17 protein-coding genes, 1 tRNA gene and 1 other annotated feature are annotated in these 15,357 nt (G+C 69.2%); of the genes, 2 read left to right on the top strand and 16 right to left on the bottom strand.

What is annotated here, in order from left to right; all coding sequences use genetic code 11:
- Nucleotides 1-11: 11 nt before the first annotated feature.
- On the top strand, nucleotides 12-2,048 hold the full coding sequence (locus ACO07H_RS09720) for a M13 family metallopeptidase (RefSeq protein ID WP_422013516.1): 2,037 nt from the start codon (nucleotides 12-14) through the stop codon (nucleotides 2,046-2,048).
- Nucleotides 2,049-2,199: 151 nt separating this feature from the next.
- Here the strand turns inward: ACO07H_RS09720 and ACO07H_RS09715 are convergent, their stop codons facing one another.
- From ACO07H_RS09715 to ACO07H_RS09705, 3 genes are all read right to left on the bottom strand, one after another.
- Nucleotides 2,200-2,724, bottom strand: coding sequence for an REP-associated tyrosine transposase (locus ACO07H_RS09715; protein WP_422013514.1), 525 nt, complete (start codon nucleotides 2,722-2,724; stop codon nucleotides 2,200-2,202).
- A gap of 179 nt (nucleotides 2,725-2,903) precedes the next feature.
- Nucleotides 2,904-3,212 (bottom strand): hypothetical protein, encoded by a 309-nt coding sequence (locus tag ACO07H_RS09710; RefSeq protein ID WP_422013512.1) that lies wholly within the window; start codon nucleotides 3,210-3,212, stop codon nucleotides 2,904-2,906.
- A gap of 41 nt (nucleotides 3,213-3,253) precedes the next feature.
- Nucleotides 3,254-4,479, bottom strand: a protein-coding gene (locus ACO07H_RS09705) for an IS3 family transposase (RefSeq protein ID WP_422013510.1) whose coding sequence is annotated in 2 segments (ribosomal slippage) — nucleotides 3,254-4,191 and nucleotides 4,191-4,479 — 1,227 coding nt in all. Because the reading frame shifts where the segments join, the coding sequence is not laid out codon by codon here.
- Nucleotides 4,085-4,201, bottom strand: a sequence feature (AL1L pseudoknot). It overlaps the preceding gene by 117 nt.
- Before the next feature lie 308 nt (nucleotides 4,480-4,787).
- Between ACO07H_RS09705 and ACO07H_RS09700 the strand changes: the two genes are divergently transcribed.
- The gene (locus ACO07H_RS09700) at nucleotides 4,788-5,087 is read left to right on the top strand and encodes a helix-turn-helix domain-containing protein (RefSeq protein WP_422013508.1); all 300 of its coding nucleotides are present in this window, start codon (nucleotides 4,788-4,790) and stop codon (nucleotides 5,085-5,087) included.
- 108 nt (nucleotides 5,088-5,195) lie between these two features.
- Here the strand turns inward: ACO07H_RS09700 and ACO07H_RS09695 are convergent, their stop codons facing one another.
- From ACO07H_RS09695 to ACO07H_RS09635, 13 genes are all read right to left on the bottom strand, one after another.
- Nucleotides 5,196-5,753, bottom strand: a complete 558-nt coding sequence (locus ACO07H_RS09695; RefSeq protein WP_422013506.1) for a hypothetical protein — start codon at nucleotides 5,751-5,753, stop codon at nucleotides 5,196-5,198.
- Between the two features lie 237 nt (nucleotides 5,754-5,990).
- Nucleotides 5,991-7,709 carry an urease subunit alpha gene (gene ureC, locus ACO07H_RS09690; protein ID WP_422013504.1) on the bottom strand — a complete coding sequence of 573 codons (1,719 nt, stop codon included), beginning with the start codon at nucleotides 7,707-7,709 and terminating at the stop codon, nucleotides 5,991-5,993.
- Nucleotides 7,706-8,011, bottom strand: coding sequence for an urease subunit beta (locus ACO07H_RS09685; protein WP_422018623.1), 306 nt, complete (start codon nucleotides 8,009-8,011; stop codon nucleotides 7,706-7,708). Before ACO07H_RS09685 ends, ureC begins: the two co-directional genes overlap by 4 nt.
- Nucleotides 8,011-8,187 carry a hypothetical protein gene (locus ACO07H_RS09680; protein WP_422013502.1) on the bottom strand — a complete coding sequence of 59 codons (177 nt, stop codon included), beginning with the start codon at nucleotides 8,185-8,187 and terminating at the stop codon, nucleotides 8,011-8,013. Before ACO07H_RS09680 ends, ACO07H_RS09685 begins: the two co-directional genes overlap by 1 nt.
- Before the next feature lie 7 nt (nucleotides 8,188-8,194).
- Nucleotides 8,195-8,497, bottom strand: coding sequence for an urease subunit gamma (locus ACO07H_RS09675; RefSeq protein WP_056195107.1), 303 nt, complete (start codon nucleotides 8,495-8,497; stop codon nucleotides 8,195-8,197).
- Nucleotides 8,498-8,576: 79 nt separating this feature from the next.
- The gene (locus tag ACO07H_RS09670; RefSeq protein ID WP_422013499.1) at nucleotides 8,577-9,164 is read right to left on the bottom strand and encodes a nitroreductase family protein; all 588 of its coding nucleotides are present in this window, start codon (nucleotides 9,162-9,164) and stop codon (nucleotides 8,577-8,579) included.
- A 28-nt stretch (nucleotides 9,165-9,192) separates the two neighbouring features.
- A complete protein-coding gene (locus ACO07H_RS09665) occupies nucleotides 9,193-9,570 on the bottom strand; it encodes a DsrE family protein (protein WP_422013497.1) in 378 nt (125 codons plus the stop codon).
- Entirely contained in the window at nucleotides 9,567-9,983 is a 417-nt protein-coding gene (locus tag ACO07H_RS09660; protein ID WP_422013495.1) for a glycine cleavage system protein H, read from the bottom strand. The genes ACO07H_RS09665 and ACO07H_RS09660 overlap by 4 nt, the downstream gene beginning before the upstream one ends.
- A 173-nt stretch (nucleotides 9,984-10,156) precedes the next feature.
- Nucleotides 10,157-10,249, bottom strand: a tRNA-Sec gene (locus ACO07H_RS09655).
- 4 nt (nucleotides 10,250-10,253) lie between these two features.
- Nucleotides 10,254-12,119, bottom strand: coding sequence for a selenocysteine-specific translation elongation factor (gene selB / locus ACO07H_RS09650; protein ID WP_422013493.1), 1,866 nt, complete (start codon nucleotides 12,117-12,119; stop codon nucleotides 10,254-10,256).
- Nucleotides 12,116-13,552 (bottom strand): L-seryl-tRNA(Sec) selenium transferase, encoded by a 1,437-nt coding sequence (selA, locus tag ACO07H_RS09645; protein ID WP_422013491.1) that lies wholly within the window; start codon nucleotides 13,550-13,552, stop codon nucleotides 12,116-12,118. The genes selB and selA overlap by 4 nt, the downstream gene beginning before the upstream one ends.
- Nucleotides 13,552-14,565 (bottom strand): formate dehydrogenase accessory protein FdhE, encoded by a 1,014-nt coding sequence (fdhE, locus tag ACO07H_RS09640; RefSeq protein ID WP_422013489.1) that lies wholly within the window; start codon nucleotides 14,563-14,565, stop codon nucleotides 13,552-13,554. Before fdhE ends, selA begins: the two co-directional genes overlap by 1 nt.
- 157 nt (nucleotides 14,566-14,722) lie before the next feature.
- Nucleotides 14,723-15,346 (bottom strand): formate dehydrogenase subunit gamma, encoded by a 624-nt coding sequence (locus ACO07H_RS09635; protein ID WP_422013487.1) that lies wholly within the window; start codon nucleotides 15,344-15,346, stop codon nucleotides 14,723-14,725.
- Between the last annotated feature and the right edge of the window lie 11 nt (nucleotides 15,347-15,357).

Raw genomic sequence — 15,357 nt, 5'->3', positions numbered from 1 at the left:
GGAGTTCTCTCTTGACCTTTCGCGCTATCTCCCTGGCTGCCACCCTGTGCTGCGCCGGCCTTGCCCACGCCGCCGCCGTCCCCGATTTCGTGCCCGATGTGGACGACACCCAGTCGGCCTGCACCGACTTCAATGCCTGGGCCAACAACCGCTGGATCCAGGCCAACCCCATCCCGTCGGACAAGAGCCGGTGGGGCAGCTTCGACGCGCTGGCCGACAAGAGCCTGAACGCGCAGCGCGGCATCGTCGAGAACGCGGCCAAGAACGCTGACCGCGCCGCCGCCGGCTCCATCGAGCAGAAGATCGGCTTCCTCTACCGCGCCGCGATGGACGAGGCCGCCATCGAGCGCGCCGGCTTCACGCCCGTCCAGCCGGCGCTTGCGGCCATCGATGCGCTGAAGACGCGCGCCGACATCGTCACCTGGCTGCAGCAGGCCCATGCCCGCGCCGAGGGGCGCGCCTTCGGCTTCGGCGTCAGTGCCGACTACAAGAACGCCAAGCGCCAGATCGCCTTTGCCGGCCAGGGCGGCCTGGGCCTGCCCGGCCCCGAGTACTACAGCAAGGACGAATACGCCAAGCTGCGCGCCGCCTATGTGGCCCACATCGCCAGGCTGTTCGAGCTGACCGGCAGCCCGGCCGAAGAGGCGCAGTCGCGCGCCGCCCTCGTGATGGCGCTGGAGACCCAACTGGCCGCCGCGTCGCTGCAGCGCGTGGAACTGCGCAAGCCCGAGAACCAGTACAACTTCGTCACCGTCGAGCAGGCCAACAAGGTCACCCCGCACTGGGACTGGGGCCAGTACTTCAAGGTCATGCAGGTCGACGCCGGCGTCAACGCCGCCGGTGGCTTCTCGCTGTCGCAGCCCAGGTTCTTCGCCGCCCTCGACCAGCTGCTGGCCGAGGCCCCGGTGGCGCAATGGCAGGCCTACTTCGCCTTCCACACCCTCGACGGCGCCTCGCCCGCGCTGTCCAAGGCTTTCCAGGAGGAGAACTTCGCGTTCTACGGCAAGACCCTCAACGGCACGCCCGAGCAGGAGCTGCGCTGGAAGCGCGCACTCGGCGCCGTCAACGCCAGCATGGGCCAGGCGCTGGGCCAGCTCTACGTGAAGGAGTACTTCACGCCCGACGCCAAGGTGCGCGCGCAACAGCTGGTGGACAACGTGCGCAACGCCCTGAAGGCGCGCATCGAGAACCTCGACTGGATGAGCCCCGAGACCAAGGCCAAGGCCATCGCCAAGTGGCAGACCTTCCTGCCCAAGATCGGCTACCCGGACACGTGGCGCGACTGGAGCGGCCTCACCGTCAAGCCCGACAGCCACTACGCCAACCTGCGCGCCGCCCGCCAGTTCAACCAGCGCTACAACCTGGCCAAGATCGGCAAGGCCACCGATCGCTACGAGTGGAACATGACGCCGCAGACCGTCAACGCCTACTACAGCCCCTCCACCAACACCATCAACTTCCCCGCCGCCATCCTGCAGCCGCCCTTCTTCTACGCCACCGGTGACGACGCCATCAACTACGGCGGCATCGGCGCCGTCATCGGCCACGAGGCCGGCCACGGCTTCGACGACCAGGGCAGCCAGTTCGACGGCGAAGGCAACAACGCCAACTGGTGGACGGCCGAGGACCGCCAACGCTTCGAGGCCCGCGCCAACAAACTCGTGGCCCAGGCCGACGCCTACGCGCCCTTGCCGCAGTACCCCGACAAGCACGCCAACGGCCGCCTGACGCTGGGCGAAAACATCGGCGACCTCGGCGGCCTGAACATGGCCTATGACGCGATGGTCAAGGCCACGGCCGGCCAGCCCGACCCCAAGCTCGACGGCCTGAGCCGCGACCAGCGCTTCTTCATGAACTGGGCCAAGGTCTGGGCCGGCAACATCCGCCCCGAGGCGCAGCTGGTGCGCCTGAACACCGACACCCACGCCCCGGCGGGCTTTCGCACCAACGCGGCCCCATCCAACATGCCGGCCTTCGCCAAGGCCTACAGCTGCAAGGCGGGTGACGCGATGGTGCGGCCCGAGGACAAGCGGGTGGTCATCTGGTGATGAATGCGGCGGCGCTCGGGCGCTGCTGAACGACGAAGGGCCTGCGATGCAGGCCCTTTGTCTTGATGCGTTCGCAGCCGTGATCACCGCCGTAGGTTGGGGTGAGCCTGCGAACCCCAGCGCCTCACTCCCGGCATCGCTCCCCAACGCCTCACTCCCCCGCCTCCATGGCCTCACCCCGAACACCCGCCCACGAGGCGTCAATCGCACCCTCGCGGATGAACCGATGAATGCTCGAATGCGGCCAATCGACCGCCTGCTCTACCCAGCCATGCTTCACCGGGTTGAAGTGGATGTAGTTCACATGCCGTTCGAAGTCGGCATCGTCGCGAATCAGGTGCTCCCAATAGCGCCGCTGCCAAAGCCCTCGCTCGCCCTTGGCTGCCCGGCTCGCGCTGATCCGCTCACCTTGGGGCACCCGCCGCGAAAAGCCCTGCTTGATGAGCATGATGCGCGTGGCGAAATCCGCGTCGTCGGGCGGCAGCGTCATCAGCAGGTGCAGGTGGTCGGGCAGCACGCAGATCGCGTCCAAGACGAAAGGGCGTGAGCGACGAACGGCGCGGAAGCTGGCCCGCAATGCATCAATGTGGTCCGTCAGCAATTGACCGCTGCGGTCCGCCGCATTCAACGTGAAGAAGTAAGTGGCGCCCGGCGTGTCAGCGCGGCGGTAGCGCATGGCGTCTTGCGTAGGTTGGGGTGAACGCAGTGAACCCCAACGCGTTCGGATGGTCAAACGTTGGGGTTCGCGCTCACTCCAACCTACGAACTAAACCCGATCCCGCATTTGGTTCGGTAGGTTGGGGTGAACGGAGTGAACCCCAACAAACTCGGACGTCAAACGTTGGGGTTGCGGGCTCACCCCAACCTACGAGCTGGCCGCACCAATTCCTGAGCCGTGCGCAACTGGTCCTTCAACCTCTCAAGCAGCTCGCACGCCACCTCGGCGGCATAGACGTGCTGCTCCGGCAGGTCCGGCCCCTGCCCCATCAGCAACACAACGGACTCGGCGCGCTTCAGCACCAGCCAGGCGTCATCGAGCACCGCCCAGGCGGAATGAGATGTGTCAGGCGGGGAGCCGCTGTCGCCCGCGTTGGACGAACTGACCGCCACGGGCTCGACGCCAGGGTCGGTGTCATCCGCCGCAGTCACTAGGCCGGCGGACATACTGAACCGCCCCGGGAATCGCGGAGGCCTTTCGGTTTAAGTCAGACGGTCGCGGCCTGACCAGCGCGTTGTCGATGGTAGTTGGCCTCGAACTCGGCCGACGGGACGTAGCCCAGCGGCTCCATCAATCGGTGGTGGTTGAACCAAGCCACCCACTCCAGCGTTGCCAGTTCCACTGCCTGCTTGGTCTTCCACGGTCCGCGACGATGGATGACCTCCGCCTTGTAGAGCCCGTTGATGGTCTCGGCCAGGGCGTTGTCGTAACTGTCGCCCTTGGAGCCCACTGAGGATTCGATGCCGGCCTCCGCCAGGCGCTCGCTGTAGCGGATAGACAGGTATTGCGACCCGCGATCCGAGTGATGTACCAGGCCTTGCGCTTGGCCGGGCTTGCGGTCGTACAAGGCCTGTTCCAGCGCGTCGAGAACGAACTCGGTGTGCATTGAGCTGCTCTGGCGCCAGCCCACGATGCGCCGACTGAACACGTCCACCACGAACGCCACGTAGACCCAGCCCTGCCAAGTTGAGACGTAGGTGAAGTCCGAGACCCAGAGCTGGTTGGGCCGCTCGGCACGGAACTGCCGGTTGACACGGTCCAGCGGGCACGGCGCCTTGGGATCGGGGACGGTGGTGCGCACCGCCTTGCCACGGCGCACGCCCTGCAGGCCCTGCTGGCGCATCAACCGCTCGACGGTGCAGCGCGCCACCACCACGCCTTCGCGGTTGAGCTGACGCCAGACCTTGTCGGCGCCGTAGACCTGCATGTTGGCCTGCCAGACGCGCCGGACTTGAGGCGCCAAGCTCGCATCGCGCTGCGCGCGACGCGAGCACAGCACCGGGTTGCGCCGACGAGCCGCATGGCGCCAATACGCCGACGGGGCGATCTGCAAGACGCTGCAGATCGACTCGACCCCGAACTCCTGGCGATGCTGGTCGACGAAGGCCTTCAGGACTTGATGCGGCGGTCGAGCTCCGCCTGGGCGAAAAACGCGCTGGCCAGCTTCAGAATCTCGTTGGCCTTGCGCAGTTCACGCACCGCGCGCTCGAGCTCCTTCACGCGTTGGGCCTCGCTGGTCGTCACGCCCTCGCGAACGCCAGCATCGACCTCCGAACGCTTGACCCATTCGTTCAGCGTCTGCGGCACGCAGCCGATCTTGGGCGCGATGGACTCGATGGCTGCCCACAGCGACGGGTACCCCCCTCGGTGCTCCTGCACCATCCTCACCGCGCGCTCACGCACCTCGGGCGAGAACTTGTTCGACTTGCTCATGGCTCAATCCTCTCAGAGTGTTGAGCCTCCTCGAAACCCGGGGCGATTCATACCCGTGGAAGCACTGGGCGTTGATGGGATGCTGGTGTCGTTCACGTCAAGCTCCTGACAAGCGTTCGATGCCGTCTTGCTGACGAGCATGCGAACAGATGAGAACCGCGCCTTCGCGCTGCACTGGCCAGATTGATCGCAACCTCCGACCTAAGCGAGTCGAACTGCGACTACCGTTTTGGCAACATACTACCAAGACGGTAGTATTTTGCGCAAGCGGCACAGACAGGATTCGCGCTTTTGCTGCACGGGCGCGCATGTCAGTGATCGGGAAGCGATTGAAGGAGGCCAGGCTGCGCGCAGGCCTCTCGCAGGAAAAGTTGGGGCTCGACGCAGGGTTGGAGGCGGAGTCGGCCAGCACCCGGATGAACCGCTACGAAACGGGCGCCCGGGCGCCGTCGTTGGAACTGATGGAGCGCGTTGGCGCCGTGCTGGGTGTGCCGGCCTCTTATTTCTACGAGGCCGATGACACGACGGCCGAGTTCCTGCTGGTCTTCCACAAGCTGACCAAAGCGATGAAGGCCAAGACGCTGGACGCCGTACGGAAGCTAGCCTGACGCGGCCCGAACAGGCACACCCGTCGCGAAGCTAGAGAGGTGCGGTGAGCGCGGCGAATCCCAGCGACCCAGATGTTGGGGTGCGCAGGCTTACCCCAACCTACGGGCTTATCCCAACCTAACGAGTTGGGTCGCAGACTCGATAGCCCTGCGGCATCGCCCATGCGCACCGCCATCACCTGACGGGATGAATATCCAGTCGGCAGCGGGAGTTCCGCCCGCGCACTTCATTTCCTTGAACACCCACTTGCCGTCTTGATGCGCGAGCGCCGCGCGGCAGGCGTAGCTGTTCTCGATTGTCAGAGGCTGCGACTTCGCGTCGCCTTCCGACTCAGCCTCGTTCAAGCGCTCGTTACATGAGAATTCCACAGAGCCGACGTAAGGGGAGACCAGCGACTGCGTCTTCTGCACATCCATCGCATAGGTTTCAGCCAGCGTAGCCTTCGAGCGAGACCACTTGGTTTGGAAGCCGCCCGGGGGCACGGTCCAATCAGGCTCGGCGTCAACGGATGCCTTGGCCTTCGCCATGACCGCCTTGAGTGCAGCGACAGGGTCGCTGGCAACAGCGGCCTGAGGCGCGCCATTCTCCGTCTTGCTACACGATGCCAGCTCGCTTGCAATCGCAGCCGCACCAAGCACAAGAATTACACGTTGCATCCCGCCCATGGTCTCCTCCCGTTGTGAGCCGATTCTGGCCCACCAAGAAGCGAACCCAAAGACGCCATGGCAACATGCGCTCGAACGGCGCGAATGAGGGGGCGCTATGGATGCGGGGAACGTACTGTCAATAGCCCGTAGGTTGGGGGTGAACGCAGAGAACCCCAACAAGCCCCGACGACGCGAACGTTGGGGTTCGCGATGCTCACCCCAACCTACCGAAATACTGTCCGGCGCGCCCGACGCTCAAAACAAGAAATACCTCTGCGCCATCGGCAACTCCTTGGCCGGCTCGCAGGTCAGCAGCACGCCATCCGCTCGCACCTCGTAGGTCTGCGCATCGATCTCCATGACCGGCAGGTAGTTGTTGAGCCGCATGTCGGCCTTCTTGACCGAGCGGCAACCGTGCACCGGCACCAGGGTCTTGGCCAGGCCCAGCTTCTCGACGTTGGCCTGGCCCGCCTGGCTCACAAACGTCAGCGAGCCCTGCGACAAGGCACCGCCAAACGACCCAAACATCGGCCGGTAGTGCACCGGCTGCGGCGTCGGGATGGACGCATTCGCGTCGCCCATCGCGGCGGCGGCGATGAAGCCGCCTTTCAGGATCAGCGACGGCTTCACGCCGAAGAAGGCGGGCTTCCACAGCACCAGGTCCGCCCACTTGCCCACCTCGATTGACCCCACCTCGTGGCTGATGCCATGCGCCAGCGCGGGGTTGATGGCGAGCTTGGCGAGATAGCGCTTCACGCGGGCGTTGTCGTTGCCGGCGCCGTCGCCCGGCAGGGCGCCACGCTGCACCTTCATCTTGTGCGCCGTCTGCCAGCAGCGCAGGGAGACCTCGCCCACGCGGCCCATGGCCTGCGAGTCGGACGAGAACATGCTGATGGCGCCGAGGTCGTGCAGGATGTCTTCGGCGGCGATGGTCTCGCGGCGGATGCGGCTTTCGGCAAAGGCCAGGTCTTCGGCGATGCCCGCGTCCAGGTGATGACAGACCATCAGCATGTCCAGGTGCTCGTCCAGCGTGTTGACGGTGAACGGGCGCGTCGGGTTGGTGGAGCTGGGCAGCACATTGGCTTCGCCCACCACGCGCATGATGTCCGGCGCATGGCCGCCGCCCGCGCCTTCGGTGTGGAAGCTGTGGATGGTGCGGCCCTTGAAGGCGGCAATCGTGTCTTCGACGAAGCCGCTCTCGTTGAGCGTGTCGGTGTGGATGGCGACCTGGGTGTCGGTCAGCTCGGCCACGTTCAGGCAGTTGTCGATGGCCGCGGGCGTGGTGCCCCAGTCCTCGTGCAGCTTCAGGCCGATGGCGCCGGCGTCGATCTGCTGCATCAGCGCCTCGGGCCGGCTGGCGTTGCCCTTGCCCATGAAGCCCAGGTTCATCGGGAAGGCTTCGGCCGCCTTCAGCATCGTCGCGATGTGGTGAGGCCCGGGCGTGCAGGTGGTGGCCAGCGTGCCGGTGGCGGGGCCGGTGCCGCCGCCGATCATGGTGGTGACGCCGCTCATCAAGGCCTCTTCGATCTGCTGCGGGCAGATGAAGTGGATGTGGGTGTCGATGGCGCCGGGCGTGACGATGAAGCCCTCGCCCGCGATGACCTCGGTGCCGGGGCCGATGACGATGTCCACGCCGGGCTGCACGTCGGGGTTGCCGGCCTTGCCTATTGCCGCGATGCGGCAGCCGCGCAGGCCGATGTCGGCCTTGACGATGCCCCAGTGGTCCAGGATCACCGCGTTGGTGATGACGGTGTCCACCGCGTCACCGGGGCCGGGGCCGTTGACGCGCTGGGACTGGCCCATGCCATCGCGCACGGTCTTGCCGCCGCCGAACTTGACCTCCTCGCCGTAGCCGCCGGCGGCCAGGGTGTAGTCCTGCTCGATCTCGATGACGAGGGCGGTGTCGGCCAGGCGCAGCTTGTCGCCGACGGTGGGGCCGAGCATCTCGGCGTAGGCGCGTCGACTGATCTTCATAGCTTGCCTTGCACGAGGCCGCGGAAGCCCCAGACCTGCCGATCGCCGCCCAGGTCCACCAGCTCGACAGTACGCGACTGCCCGGGCTCGAAGCGCACCGCCGTGCCGCTGCAGATGTTCAGCCGCATGCCGCGCGCGGCCTCGCGGTCGAAGCCCAGGGCCGCGTTGGTCTCGGCGAAGTGGTAGTGCGAGCCGACCTGGATGGGCCGCTCGCCGGTGTTGGAGACCTTCAACGTCAGCGTGCGCCGGCCGGGGTTCAGTTCATGCTCGCCGTCGGCGGTGATCAGCTCGCCGGGGATCATCACTTGCGCCCTTTGACCAGCCACCAGACGGCCACGCCGGCCGCGGCCACCAGCGCCATCGCGCCGGCGCCGTCCCAGCCATGCAGGTGGGCGGCCGGCGCGCCGTGGCCCTCGTGCGCCAGGGCCGACACACAGAAAGCCCCGATCAGGGGCATCAGCAGAAGCAGCTTGCGCATGGCGGTCTCAGGCAATGGGTTGGTGGACGGTGACGAGCTTGGTGCCGTCGGGGAAGGTGGCCTCGACCTGGATCTCCGGGATCATCTCGGCGATGCCGTCCATGACGTCCGCACGGGTCAGGATCTCGCGGCCTTCGCTCATCAGCTGCGCGACCGTCTTGCCGTCACGTGCGCCTTCGAGGATGGCCGCGCTGATGAAGGCCACGGCCTCGGGGTAGTTGAGCTTCAGGCCTCGCGCACGGCGGCGCTCGGCCAGCAGCGCGGCGGTGAAGAGCAGCAGCTTGTCCTTCTCTCTGGGCGTCAGTTCCATCGCGCTGGGCTCGATTCTTTTGGGTCAGCCCGGGCGGCCGCGAGGCGCGGGCCGGACTGGGGGCTTGAGTTGCATGGTGTCAAGGCTTGCAAGGCGGATGCCAATCCTGCAACACCTCGGCAGGTGCGGGTTTGCGGGCCGGGCCGGCGGGTTGGCGAGCCGGCGTGCCCAGCGCGATCCAGCCCAGCAGCGTCTCGCCCGCCTCGCAGAACGCCGCCGCGATGGCCGGGTTGCGCACCTTCGCGCCGCTGAGCATCTTGCCGCCAAAGCCCAGCAGGTGGGCCGCCGCCAGGAAGTTGGCGATGGCGCCGCCCACCGCCGCCCACTGCTCGTGCGCCGGCACCTGCGGGTGCCCCAGGTCGATGCGCGCGACGACGGCCACCGTCATGGGCGGGCGCAGTGCGCGCTCGGCGTCCAGCGCCGCGCCGGCCTCGCCCTTGCCGGCCGCCCGTGCCGCGTCGGCAAACAGGGCGGCCATGCCCTCCCTTGCGGCACCGCGCACCAGCTTGAAGCGATAGGGCACCAACTCGGCGTGGTCAGGGGCGCGCAGCGCGGCCTGGGTCATGCAGGCCAGTTGGTCGTCGTTCGGGCCCGGCTCGACCAGGTGCTTGGGGCCGACCGAATAGCGGCCCAGCAGGGCCCGCAGTGCGGTGTGTTGCGTCGTCATGCGCGCAGTGTGCGGCAAGCGCGCGGCGTCAGAACACCAGCGTGGCCCAGGCCGGGTCGGCGGCGCGGGCCACGAACTGCACGGCACCGCCGTGGTGCCGCGCGGCGGGCATCAGCTCGGCCATCGTCAGCCCTTGCGCGGCCAGCGCGTCCGAGCAGGCGAAGAAGCGCGCACCATGGCCCAGGGCATCCTGCATCCAGGCCGCAATCGTCTTGTCGAAGTACGCCGACGCGCGCAGCCCCTCGGCCACGCCCGGCTTGAGCAGCAGCACGGCGCGCGCCGAGAAGTACACCTCCACCGGCATCTCCATCGCCCCGGCGGCCGAGGCGTGCGCGAACGGCGTGGCCAGCCGCCCGGGCGCATCGGGGTCCGCGGCCCACAGCAGGATGGCCAGGCCGGTCTTCATGGCGTGTCGATCTTGTTGAGCCAGGCCCAGTGCTGCAGGGCTTCGCGGACGGCGTGCTCGCCAATGGCGAGCCGGGCCTTCTCGTCGTCCAGCGCCGACGGCGCCAGCTCCACCAACCAGCCGTCGCCGTAGGGCGATTGATGCACCCGCTCCGGCCGGTCCTCCAGCGCGCCATTGACGCGCACGACCGTGCCGGACAACGGCGACTTCACCGCCACGATGGACTTGGCCAGCTCCACGACGCCGATGGAGCGCCCCTGCTCGACGACGCTGCCCGCCGACTTGGGCCGGCACATGTAGACCTCGCCCGACGCCCGCAAGCCCAGCGCCGTGATGCCCACGCGCACATGGCCATCGGGCAGCAGCTGGGCCCAGGTCTGGTCCTCGGCCCAGAGCCACAAGCCCGGGGGCATGGCCATCTCAGTCATCCGCGTGGGTTCCCAGAACAGTCCCAACGCCGTGTTGGGCGTTCAGTCGGCGTCGCGAGCGGCCCGAGGTTGCGTCGAGAAGCGCAGCCGTACTCAGGTACGGCGAGCATCGCAGGCGCAAGATCGGGCCGCGCAGCAGCCGAATGAATGCCCAACGGCGGAAAGAGGAGGGAGTCGAACCCACCCAGCGGCGCGTGGCGCCACCCACCGGGTTTGAAGCCCGGCCGACACACCGGTGTCGTTCTCTTTCCATGATCAGTTCGTCGCCTGCGAAAACAGCGCGCTGTCCGTACGCAGGCGGTGTTCGTCGCCCACGCGGCGCAGCAGCCCGACGCGGTCGAAGTGTTCCAGATGCTGGATGGCACGCTTGCGGCCCAGGCCCGTCGCGTCGCGAAACGCGGCGGCCGTGACGTTACCGTGCTCCGCACCCAGCGCCCGCGCGATGGCCGCGAGTCTGGCCATCGTCGCGGTGTCGCAGTAGAGGTCTTTCACCACCTGGTGCAGCTCGCCCTGCTGTGCCAGGCGCGCCAGCGTGGCGCGCATCAGCGGCTCGGGCTCGGCACAGTCCTTGGCGAGGTCGCGCGCCCACGCGCCTTCGGCACCGGCGGCGGCCAGGCGAGGCGCGGCCTTCTGCGCGATGCGCTGCTCGGCGGCCGAGAGCTGCACGCCGTGCTCGGGCAGGTGCACGAAGGCGCCGCGCAGCGCCACGCGGCCGGCCGCGCGCAGCTCGGCCAGCAGCTGGCGCCACAGCGGCTCGGCGATGCGCGGCGCCACCAGGCGGCGCAGCCGCGCCGCGTCAGGGCCCAGCTCGTCGGGCGAGGCGGCGTGGAAGCCGGCGAGCGCGGCGAGCAGTTTGGCGGTCAGCGCGGCGCGGGCCTCGTCACCCAGCGCCCAGCCGGCCAGCGGCTCGGCCAGGCCCTCGGCCTGCGCAAAACGCGCCAGGTCCAGGCCCAGCGCCGACAGCGCCAGCAGCCGCTCGCGGCGCTCGGGCACGGTGGGCAGCTCGCAGGCCGCCAGCTCGGCGAGGCGCTCGGGCGTGCGGCGGTAGCGCGTCGGCGCGAACGGGTCCAGCACGACACCGCCGGCGAGGGTGCGCGCGGCGCCGGCATCGCGCAGCACCAGCCGGTCGCCGCGCCAGGCGCCCACGGGTGCGTGGCAGACCAGCTGCACACGGGCCGACGCGCCAGGGTCGATGGCATCCCCATCCAGCACGGCGATGCTGGCCGTCACCGACTGCGCGCCCAGGTGCAGGTGCACGCGCGTGCCGGAGCGCAGCGGCCGGGCCTCGCCGGGCCACAGCGTCAGGCGGGCGTCGAAGCGGTCGGTGGCCAGCGCCACCGCAGGCGCCGTGAGCCACTGGCCGCGCGGCGCCTGTTCCTTGGCCAGGCCGGCGAGTGCGACGGCGCAGCGCTGGCCGGCCTGCGCGCGCTCGACGGCGCGGTTCTGCGCATGCAGGCTGCGCACGCGGGCACGCTGGTCCTGGATGACGAGTTCGTCCCCCACGGCGATCTCGCCCGCATGCAGCGTGCCGGTGACGACGGTGCCGACGCCGTCGAGGCTGAAGGCGCGATCCACGGCCAGGCGCGGGGCCAGGTCTTGCGTCGCGCGCGGCGGCGTGTGGCGGGCGGCGTCGAACAGCAGCTCGCGCAAGGCGGCCACGCCCTCGCCCGTGTGCGCGGAGACGGCGACGAGGGGCGCATCGCGCAGGCCCGTGCCGGCCAGCAGCGACCTCACCTCGTCGCGCAGCGCCTCGACGCGGCCGGGCTCGGCGCGGTCGATCTTGGTGATCGCGACGGCACCGCGCGTCAAGCCCAGCAGGCTCAGCACGGCCAGGTGTTCGCGCGTCTGCGGCATGACGCCGTCGTCGGCCGCGACGAGCAGCAGCGCGAAGTCGATGCCGCTGGCGCCGGCCAGCATGGTGTGCACCAGCTTCTCGTGGCCGGGCACGTCGATGAAGCCAATGCGTTCGGCGTGGCCTGGAACATCCAGATAGGCATAGCCCAGCTCGATGCTGATGCCGCGCGCCTTCTCCTCGGGCAGGCGGTCGGTGTCCACGCCGGTCAGTGCGCGCACCAGCGTGGTCTTGCCGTGGTCGATGTGGCCGGCGGTTCCGACGATCAAGCCAGTGCCTCCGTCAATGCGGCCAACTGGCCGGTCAGCAGCGCGGGCTCGTCCAGGCAGCGCAGGTCCAGCAGCAGGCGGTTGTCGTTGACGCGGCCGATGACCGGGCGCGGCAGCCCGCGCAGCGCCACGGCCAGCGCCTCCAGCGTGCGGCCGCGACCGTCGGCGGCGCTGATGGCGAGGCCTGCCGAGGGCAGTCGCTCCACGGGCAGCGAGCCGGAGCCGATCTGGCTTTGCAGCGCGACAGTCTCGACGGTGTAGCGCGGCGCGACGGCGGCGGCCACGGCGGGCAACAGGCGCTGCGCCAGCTCGGCGATGTGCGCCTGGCTGCGCGTCAGGTGCCTGAGCGTCGGCAGGTCTTGCACCAGCCGCTCGGGGCGCAGGTACAGCCGCAGCGTGGCCTCCAGCGCGGCGAAGGGCAGCTTGGACAGGCGCAGCGCGCGCTTCATCGGAAACTTGCGGATGCGGCCGACGGCGGCCTTGCTGCCGACGATGAGGCCGGCCTGCGGGCCGCCCAGCAGCTTGTCGCCGCTGAAGGTGACGACGTCGCAACCGGCCGCGAGCATGGCCTGCGGCAGCGGCTCGGCCGGCAGGCCCCACTGGGACAGGTCCACCAGCGCGCCGCTGCCGAGGTCCGTCATCAGCGGCAGGTTCGCCGCGTGGGCGATGGGCGCGAGCGTGGCTTCGTCCACCGCCGCCGTGAAGCCCTGCACCTGGTAGTTGCTGGTGTGCACCTTGACGATGAGGCCGGTGCGCGGCGTGATGGCGCCTTCGTAGTCGCGCGGGTGGGTGCGGTTGGTGGTGCCCACCTCCACCAGCGTGGCACCGGCCGCGGCCATCACGTCGGGCATGCGGAAGGCGCCGCCGATCTCCACCAGCTCGCCACGCGACACGATGGCCTCCTTGCCGCCGGCCAGCGCCGCGATGCCCAGCAGCACGGCCGCCGCGTTGTTGTTGACGACGGTGGCGGCTTCGGCGCCGGTCAGCTCGCAGAGCAGGCTCTCGATGAGGTCGTCACGGTCGCCACGCCCGCCGGCCTGCAGGTCGAACTCCAGGTTGTTGGGCGAGACCATCAGCGCCAGCACCTGCTGCAGCGCGGCGTCGGCCAGCAGCGAGCGGCCGAGGTTGGTGTGGATGACGGTGCCGGTGAGGTTGAGCACCGCGCGCAGCTTGGGCTGCAGGCGGTCGTGCACCTGGGCGGCCAGCGTCTGCGGCAATGCGTCGATGTCGCTGCGCGGCAGGCCGCCCGCCACGGCGCGCGTGCGCAGCGTGTCGAGCAGCACGCGTGCCTCGCGGGCCACCAGCGTGTGGCCGTGCTCGGCGACGAGCGGCGCGCAGTCGCGCAAGAGCTTGTCCAGCGCCGGCAGGTCTTTGGGGGCCGCTGGGTCTTGGGCCTTGGAACCGTGAACCACGGATTCTTCGGGCGCGGCCATCAGTGGCCCCGGCCGGGTGGTGGCGCTTCTTCGGGCTCGCCGAACAGCAGCAGCAGGTTCACGCCGTGGCGCTCCAGGCCGCCGCCGTCGCCTTCACCGCTGACCAGCAGGTCCAGCGTCAGCGTGGCGAGGTCGTCGGCCAGCGGCTCGACGCCGTTGTCGCGCGCCGGGTGCATCAGCTTCAGGTAGTGGCCGCACTCGCTGCAGCACTCGGCCTGCACGACCGCGCCGGTGGTCGTCGCGCCGGCGTCATCGGACGCCACCAGGCTTTGCAGCGAGATGCCCTTGGTGCTCTGGCAATGCGTGCACTTGATGCGCACGTAATGCCACTGCGTGGCACACAGGCCGCAGGCCAGGTAGCGCGCACCTTCGGCGCCCAGGCGCTCGACCGACGCCACCGGACGCGAGCCGCAGCAGGGGCACAGCGTGGGGTCGTCGATGCGGCCGAAAGGCGGCAGCGCGGCGCCCGCGTGGGCGGCGGCCGTCTGCTGCACGAGGCGCACGAAGTGGAGTTGCAGCGCCGCAGCGACCAGTGGCGCGGCGGCCAGGTCCAGCCCCAGCATGACGCCGGACAGCAGCCGGCCGGCCTGAGTCTCCAGGTGCTCGTCGGGCGCCTCGGCCAGGTGCAGCGCGGTGGCCTTGGCCGGGCCTGCGGGCAGGTGGCGGGCGAGGTCGAGCAGCAGCGCGCGCAGCGACTCGCGCCACACCGGCGCGCGCTGCCAGGTCGGCGCCGGCAGCAGCGGCCGGCCGCTGCGGGCGGCGGCCTCGATCTGCTCGGGCGTGGGCAGCGGCACGGCCACGTTTTTCGACAGCGCGCGGTGCTGGGCGTCGGCCAGTTCGGCGACGAAGCCCAGGAAGTCGCGCATCGCATGCCCCTCGGCCAGCGCACGCAGGCGCAGTGCGCGCTCGGCGAACACGCCGGGCTCGGGCAGGTGCAGGAAGGTCTGCTGCTCGCCGGCCCGGACGGCGATCTCTTCCGGGCTGAGGATCTTCTGGTGGGCGCTGGAGGTCATCCTGGAGACGGCAGTTGGCCATGCACTGAGGGCTGGCGAAGCGGGTCGCTGGCAAGGAGCGACGACGCCGCGGGCTCATGCCCGCAAGAAGGAGCAACGCCGCCAGCGGCACGCAGAGCCAGACCGGCGGGCATGCGGCCAACGGCCGTGTTCAGGATCATTGCTTGCCTGTCATCTCGCGATGCCACAGCGGGTGATTCTGACGCGCCCAGCCCTCGGTGACACTGCCGCGGGTCATTGCGCGCACCGTGCCCTTGACCCAGATGGCCGCGTAGATGTGCACGATGACGGTCAGGATGAGGCCCGTGGCCGACAGCGCATGCAGCACGACGGCGATGCGCCGCAGCGTGATGGGGAAGCTGTTGGCGAACCAGGGCTGCCAGAACATGACCCCGGTGACGACCAGCACGACCAGGCAGACGACCATCAGCCAGAACACCGCCTTCTGGCCGGCGTTGTAGCGGCCCACGGGCGGCATGTGGCTCTTGTCGCCGCGCAGCATGTCGCCGCTGTGCTTGAGCCACTGCGTGTCCACGTCCTGCCAGACGTTGTGACGCCACAGCCGCACGAACATGAAGACGAAGCACAACGCCATCAGCAGCCCCATGAAGGGATGCAGGATGCGCGCCCAGGTGCCGCCGCCGAACAGCGCGGACAGGAAGAACAGGCTGGGGTGGAAGAACGCCAGGCCCGACAGCCCGGCGCAGAAGAACAACAGCACGATCAACCAGTGGTTGGTGCGATCACCGGCGCTGTAGCGCTGCAGAAAGCGGGTGGCCATGGTGCGCTCCT

The sequence above is a fragment of the Roseateles sp. genome (genome assembly GCF_965229315.1).
Lineage (GTDB): Bacteria > Pseudomonadota > Gammaproteobacteria > Burkholderiales > Burkholderiaceae_C > Pelomonas.
Note: the sequence above shows the minus strand (reverse complement) of the source record. Positions and strands in the feature narration are given on the sequence as shown.